This window comes from Candidatus Binatia bacterium (assembly GCA_036382395.1).
Lineage (GTDB): Bacteria > Desulfobacterota > Binatia > HRBIN30 > HRBIN30 > JAGDMS01.
In genome coordinates this window covers 1-5,945 of sequence record DASVHW010000322.1, presented here as the reverse complement: position 1 = coordinate 5,945, position 5,945 = coordinate 1, and the positions used below count along the sequence as shown (strand labels likewise).

5 protein-coding genes and 1 tRNA gene are annotated in these 5,945 nt (G+C 64.7%); 3 read left to right on the top strand and 3 right to left on the bottom strand.

Annotation, left to right across the window (positions count from 1 at the left end):
- Positions 1-2: 2 nt before the first annotated feature.
- Positions 3-77: transfer RNA gene (locus VF515_15050), tRNA-Glu, on the bottom strand.
- Between the two features lie 264 nt (positions 78-341).
- Between VF515_15050 and glgP the strand changes: the two genes are divergently transcribed.
- Together glgP and VF515_15040 are read left to right on the top strand one after the other, a co-directional pair.
- Complete coding sequence (gene glgP / locus VF515_15045; protein HEX7408948.1) at positions 342-2,504, top strand: alpha-glucan family phosphorylase; 2,163 nt, start codon at positions 342-344, stop codon at positions 2,502-2,504.
- A gap of 42 nt (positions 2,505-2,546) precedes the next feature.
- Positions 2,547-3,629 carry a hypothetical protein gene (locus VF515_15040; GenBank protein ID HEX7408947.1) on the top strand — a complete coding sequence of 361 codons (1,083 nt, stop codon included), beginning with the start codon at positions 2,547-2,549 and terminating at the stop codon, positions 3,627-3,629.
- A gap of 45 nt (positions 3,630-3,674) precedes the next feature.
- Here the strand turns inward: VF515_15040 and VF515_15035 are convergent, their stop codons facing one another.
- Positions 3,675-4,142, bottom strand: coding sequence for a hypothetical protein (locus VF515_15035; GenBank protein HEX7408946.1), 468 nt, complete (start codon positions 4,140-4,142; stop codon positions 3,675-3,677).
- Between the two features lie 227 nt (positions 4,143-4,369).
- Here VF515_15035 and rsmH point away from each other — a divergent pair, with 227 nt between their 5' ends.
- Positions 4,370-5,281, top strand: a complete 912-nt coding sequence (gene rsmH / locus VF515_15030; GenBank protein HEX7408945.1) for a 16S rRNA (cytosine(1402)-N(4))-methyltransferase RsmH — start codon at positions 4,370-4,372, stop codon at positions 5,279-5,281.
- Between the two features lie 165 nt (positions 5,282-5,446).
- On the opposite strand, the gene VF515_15025 is transcribed toward rsmH, so the two are convergent.
- A partial coding sequence (locus tag VF515_15025) for a sulfotransferase (GenBank protein ID HEX7408944.1) occupies positions 5,447-5,945 on the bottom strand: 499 nt, incomplete at its 5' end.

The following is a 5,945-nucleotide window of genomic DNA, read 5'->3' as shown; positions in this document are numbered from 1 at the left end:
AGCGTCCCCGACGGGATTTGAACCCGTGTTGCCGACGTGAAAGGCCGGTGTCCTGGGCCAGGCTAGACGACGGGGACGTATGGAGCGACGGTGCCACAAACCTGAGTGCAAATGATCGTACAACCCACTCGCCCTCAGGTTGAACCTTGTTGCGTATCGGGATTCCCTCCTCAAATCAAGCGCTGTGCGACCGGTCGGCAGTCGAGAGTCGAAGGCGCCGGTTGACGCATGACCGGTGTCGCCCGGGTCGGTCGCCTTTACAAATGGCCCTGCGGATGCTTGCAGCACTACGCCCGGCAACGTAGGTAGTTTGGGTTGCATGCGCTGGGGGAAGGAAGGTCATGACGGTTACCACACCGCAGTCGAATGATGGGCAGCGTGATGTCGAGCGGGCTATTGCCGAGCTCGCCGAGCGGCTGCCTGGCCCGTTGGTGCCGCTGGCACGGGCGGCCTACAATTATCGCTGGGCGTGGTTGCCCAACGGGGCCAAGCTGTTCCGCCAGATGGACCCGGTCATCTGGGGGCACGGCGAGTGGAACCCGCGCTATGTGATCGAAGCCGTGCCGCCGCGGCGCCTGCTCGAACTCGCGCACCAGCAACCGTATGTGGAGGAAGTTCGGGCACTGGCCGCCCGCATCCAGGCCGACCGCAACCGCCCCTGGGCGCAGACGGGCATCTCACCGGAACGCCCTGTTGCGTACTTCTGCTCGGAATTCGCCGTCCACTGCTCGCTGCCGTTGTATGGCGGCGGCCTAGGTGTCCTCGCCGGCGATTACCTCAAGGCGGCCTCAGATCTTGCCCTGCCGGTGGTGGGAGTCGGTCTGCTCTACCGCCAGGGGTACTTTCATCAGCGACTGGATACGGCGGGTTGGCAGCACGAATACTGGGTCAACACCAACTATGAACGCCTGCCCGCCGTGCGCGTGACCGGACCCGACGACCGGCCGCTCACCGTTGACCTGGTCCTCCGCGGCCGCCGAGTGCGCATCCAGGTGTGGCGCATCGATGTCGGGCGCGTGCCGCTGTACTTGCTGGACACCGACCGGGAAGACAACCACCCGATCGATCGCTGGATCACTGCACGGCTGTACATCGGCGACCGACAAACACGCCTGGCACAGTACGCCGTGCTCGGCATCGGCGGTGTCCGCGTCCTGGATGCGCTGGGCATTCGTCCCGGACTGGTCCACCTCAACGAAGGGCATGCGGTACTGAGCAGCAGCGAACGCCTCCGGCGTTTGCTGGCAACGGGACGAACGTTTGACGAGGCGCTGGCCCTGCTGCGCCAGGAGACCGTGTTTACCACGCACACCCCCGTGCCGGCAGGGAATGAAGGCTATAGCCAAAGCGAGGTCGAGATGGTGCTCGGCGGCCTCATGGACGATCTGGGGGTCCCGCCCGGGACCTACTATGACCTCGGTCGCGTGGTGCCCGGCAACGAACAGGAGTCCATCAACATCACCCCCCTGGCCTTGCGCACGAGCCGCGCCGCCAACGGCGTGTCCCGACGTCACGCTGAGGTGGCGCGGGCGATGTGGCACCCCTTATGGCGCGAACGCGCCGAAGCGGAGGTGCCAATCACCCACGTCACCAACGGTGTGCACACAACCACGTGGATGTCCGTGGAGATGCAAGCGCTGCTGGAACGTCACCTTGGAGCGGACTGGGACAGCCGCCTCACCGCGCCGGCGTTTGCAGAAGGGATTGCCGCCATCCCGGACCAGGAGCTGTGGGGAGTGCGCCGTACCCAGAGACAGGCACTCGTCGACTACGTGCGTGAACGCTCGATCCGTGACCGGCTGGGGCGCGGCGAAACCTCCGATTTCGTCGACGCTGCCGCCCGCTCTTTCGATCCGAACGTCCTGACGATCGGCTTCGCCCGGCGCATGGTTACCTACAAGCGGCTCTATCTCCTGACGCGCTTTCCGCAGCGCGCCCTGCGCCTGCTCGCTGATGGACCGACTCCCATCCAACTGGTTTTGGCCGGTAAGGCCCATCCGCAAGACCATGAAGCGAAGGAAGCCCTTCGCCTGTTTTTTGAACTCAGAGGGGTTCCCGAGGTCAGCCGGCGAGTCGTCTTCCTGGAGGACTACGATCTGCACATGGCACCGCGGATTGTCGCCGGAGTGGACGTGTGGCTCAACCTGCCGCGGCCGCCGCTGGAAGCGAGCGGCACCAGCGGGATGAAGGTCACCCTCAATGGCGGCCTGAACCTGAGCGTGCTCGACGGGTGGTGGGCAGAGGCCTACGACGGCGAAAATGGGTGGGCCATCACCTCACCGGCCGCTGATTATCAGACGCAGGATGATCACGATGCGGCAGCCTTGCTCGATCTGCTCGAGCGTGAGGTCATCCCGACCTTCTATGACCGCGCCGCGGATGGCATTTCGTATCGCTGGGTCCAGCGGATCAAGACCGCCATGCGCACCTTGATCCCTCAGTTTACTGCCGAACGTATGTTGCGCGAGTACGTCGAGGCGATGTACGTGACGGATCGCTCCTGAGATCGCCGCAACGAAAGCAAGCGGAGCGCATCTTCAATTGTCATGAAGCCCGGAGATCATCCAGTTCACGACAAGGTCCTCGGCTTCATCACGGTTCCGCAGACGACACCGTTTGAAACGCTGGCGCTCGAAGTGTTCGCCCACCAGTTCGAGTCCATCCCGGCGTATCGGCGGGTGTGTGTGCTACGAGGGAAAACCCCGGCAAGCATCCGCCACTGGAACGAGATTCCGCCCGTGCCGACGCTGGCGTTCAAGAGTGTCGAGCTCCGCTGTGGGCCGGCGGAACGCAGCTTCCTGACCACTGGCACGACTGCCGGCGCGGAACGGCGCGGCCGACACGCGGTGCCGGATCTGCGGCTGTACCGCGCGGCGGCCGTTGCGGGCATGAAGGAGTTCCTTTTTCCGGACGTCGCCGAGACGCGCATGCTTTCGCTGATTCCATCGAGCACCGATCGCAACGAATCGTCGTTGGCGCAAATGGTTTCCTGGGCCATGGAAGAGTTCGGCAGCTCCTCGGGCAGCGGGTGCTTTGCCACCGCCGACCGCCTGGACTTCGCTGGTTTTACGGAGGCACTGCGACAGAGCGAGCGTGAGGGCACGCCGGTGTGCATCATGACCACGACGGGGGCGTTGATCCGCTTCTTTGATCAGTGCCGCCCGCACGCATGGACGTTTCGCCTGCCGCACGGCAGCCGCCTGATGGACACGGGAGGGAGCAAAGGTGCGCCCCGTTCGATGTCGGCGCAGGGCGTCCTGCACGCGTGCTGGAATACCTTTGCGATCCCCGGCTACTTCTGCGTCAACGAGTACGGCATGACCGAGCTGTCCTCGCAGTGTTACGATAACGTCATTCGCGATCGGTATCGCGGGCGTGTCACGCACCGCGCCAAAGCCGGCCCGTTTTGGATGCGGACGCTCGTCCTCGATCCCGGTACCCTCCGCGAAGTCGCCAGCGGCGAGACCGGTTTGCTCTGTCACTTCGATTTGGCTAACGCCGGGACCGCGCTGGCCGTTTTGACCGAAGACCTGGGCCGCATGGTCAAAGACGGCTTTGAGTTGGTGGGTCGAATCGCGGGCGCCGAAGCCCGCGGCTGCTCTTTATCATTGGCGGACTTCGTGAGTTGACCGCCGGCTGCGCCTGTAACCCTGGAACCCCGAACCCTGACCTGATCACCGCCGGCTTGGGCCAAAGATCCGTTCGTTCACGCGCGCGTCCTCTTCCAATTCCTTGGCCCAGTTTCGCGACCGCCGCGGAGCCGCACGGAACTGCGCGAAGAACTCACGCGCCAGTTCGGTGCGGTTGATGCCCTCTGGGGCCAGCATGATGTCGACCTGCGCGCCGGCCATGTCGAAGGTGCTGTGCACGATGGTGTCCGAATCCATGTCGAAATCGGCCAGCACTTGCTTGATGACCCCCGCATTGGTGCCGAACCGCTTCGCCACCTGGTGAATGTGCTGGAACCGGTAGCCGCCTTCTTCGGTGATGCCGAGATGATAGGCGCAAAACAGGGCGAAAGGATCTATCCCCTGGCGCTGGCCCAGCCCGGATGGCTGGGATGCCCGGGAGGCTGATTGAGTCGGGGTCGGCGCGTGTCGGTTCCGCCCATGCCCGTGCCGCCGTCTGCTGTCCGGGTGCATATGTACACTTCCTAGCGGCGCGGTTCTCCACACGCAAGCCAATGGCTCGACAGGGTGCGCCGGTCGGCCCGTGAGCCGGTCAGATAAGGTGGATCGGCCATCGTCGCTTACCGGCGCGCTACGCATTGACCTCGCGCGTGAAGATGTCATGATCGCCCGCGTTCGAGGCGGAGGACGATCACGGTTTCTTGGAAGATGCGCCGGTGACGGGCCCAGTGCGGGAGACTATGAATAGCCAGGTCCACGTTCCGATCCTGACCACCGTTTTGCTGGACTACTTGCAGCTGCAGCCAGGGGTACGTTGCATCGATGCGACCATCGACGGCGGCGGACACACCACCGCGATGCTGGAACGCACGGCGCCCGACGGTGAGGTGCTGGGCATCGATCGGGATCTCGAGTTACTGACCGCCGTACGGATTTCGTTGACTGAGGCGGTGGAGGCTGGGCGCTTGCATCTTGCTGCCGGCGACTTCCGCGAGCTGACGCGCATCGCCGCGGCGCGTCACTTTACCGCAGTGCACGCCATCGTGTTCGATCTCGGCTTGAGCTCGTTCCATCTGGACGTGAGCGGGCGCGGGTTCACGTTCATGCGCGACGAGCCGCTCGACATGCGCTTCGAAGCGGATGCCGCGGGGACGGAGACCGCCGCTGAGATCCTCAACTCCCGCAGCGCCAGGGATTTGGAGGCCATCTTCGGCGGCTTCGGCGAAGAACGGTTTGCCGGGCGCATCGCCAGAGCGATCACGGCGCAACGGGAACGTGCCCCGGTGCAGACGACAACCCAGCTCTTCAGTGTGATCACCGCGGCTCTGCCGGCGCAAGTGCGCTGGCGTGCCGCCCGTTCCGCCGCCCGCGTCTTCCAGGCCCTGCGCATCAGCGTCAACGACGAGCTCGATGCCATCAGCGAGGCGCTGCCGCAGGCCCTGTCCTTGCTCGCGCCCGGCGGCCGGCTTGCCGTGATCGCGTTTCATTCACTCGAGGACCGCATCGTCAAGCAGTTTTTTGTTGCCGAGCGGCAAGCGGGGCGCGTACGCATCCTGACCAAGAAGCCGGTGCGGCCAAGCGACGAAGAGATTGCGGCCAACCCCCGTGCCGCCAGCGCCAAGTTGCGCGTCTGCGAGCGCGCGGATTACTGAGAGCGTGTGAAGAAATCGCTGGGCTGGAGCGGTGCTCCAGCCCTCAAGAATCAGACCGGCGCGCAACACCCATATCCCTTGAGGGCGGGAGCGGTGCTCCCGCCCGACGTGTACGCGCACGCCAAGCCCGACATCGATTTAATCACAGACTCTGAAGCCCCCGTATCAGCCACGGAGCAGCACGTCGCAGAGCATACGCACGCGGCGTACGAGGCGGCCGAAAGCGTTGTGGTGAATGTTGCGGCGCAGGAGAAGCAAGAGCCTGCGCTCCAATCGAAAGCGGTCCAGAAGCGGCGGCCGCTGCGGCGGCCGGCCCTCGGACCGCGCCGCGTGCTCCACCGGCTGGAAAAACGCGGCGCGTGGAAATCCCCAGGTCTCCAGGTCCGCGTCATCGATGGTGGCGACCATCTCGCGGACGATGCGCAGCCTCTCCGGTGCCTGCGCCAGCTCTGTTGTCCACTTCTCGACCGATTCGCTGACCGGCCGGGTGTGCTTGTTGACGGTGATCGGATCGCCGAGCCCGCCGGCGGTGTGTTCGTGCCGCCCGTACTCGATCGCTTCGGGTTCGAAGGAGAGTCCGAGGAATTCACACACGCGCCGCATTTCCGCCTCGGGCTGCCGCACCAGTTGCTCGTAACCGACCTGGATCAGCGGTACGGGGCGT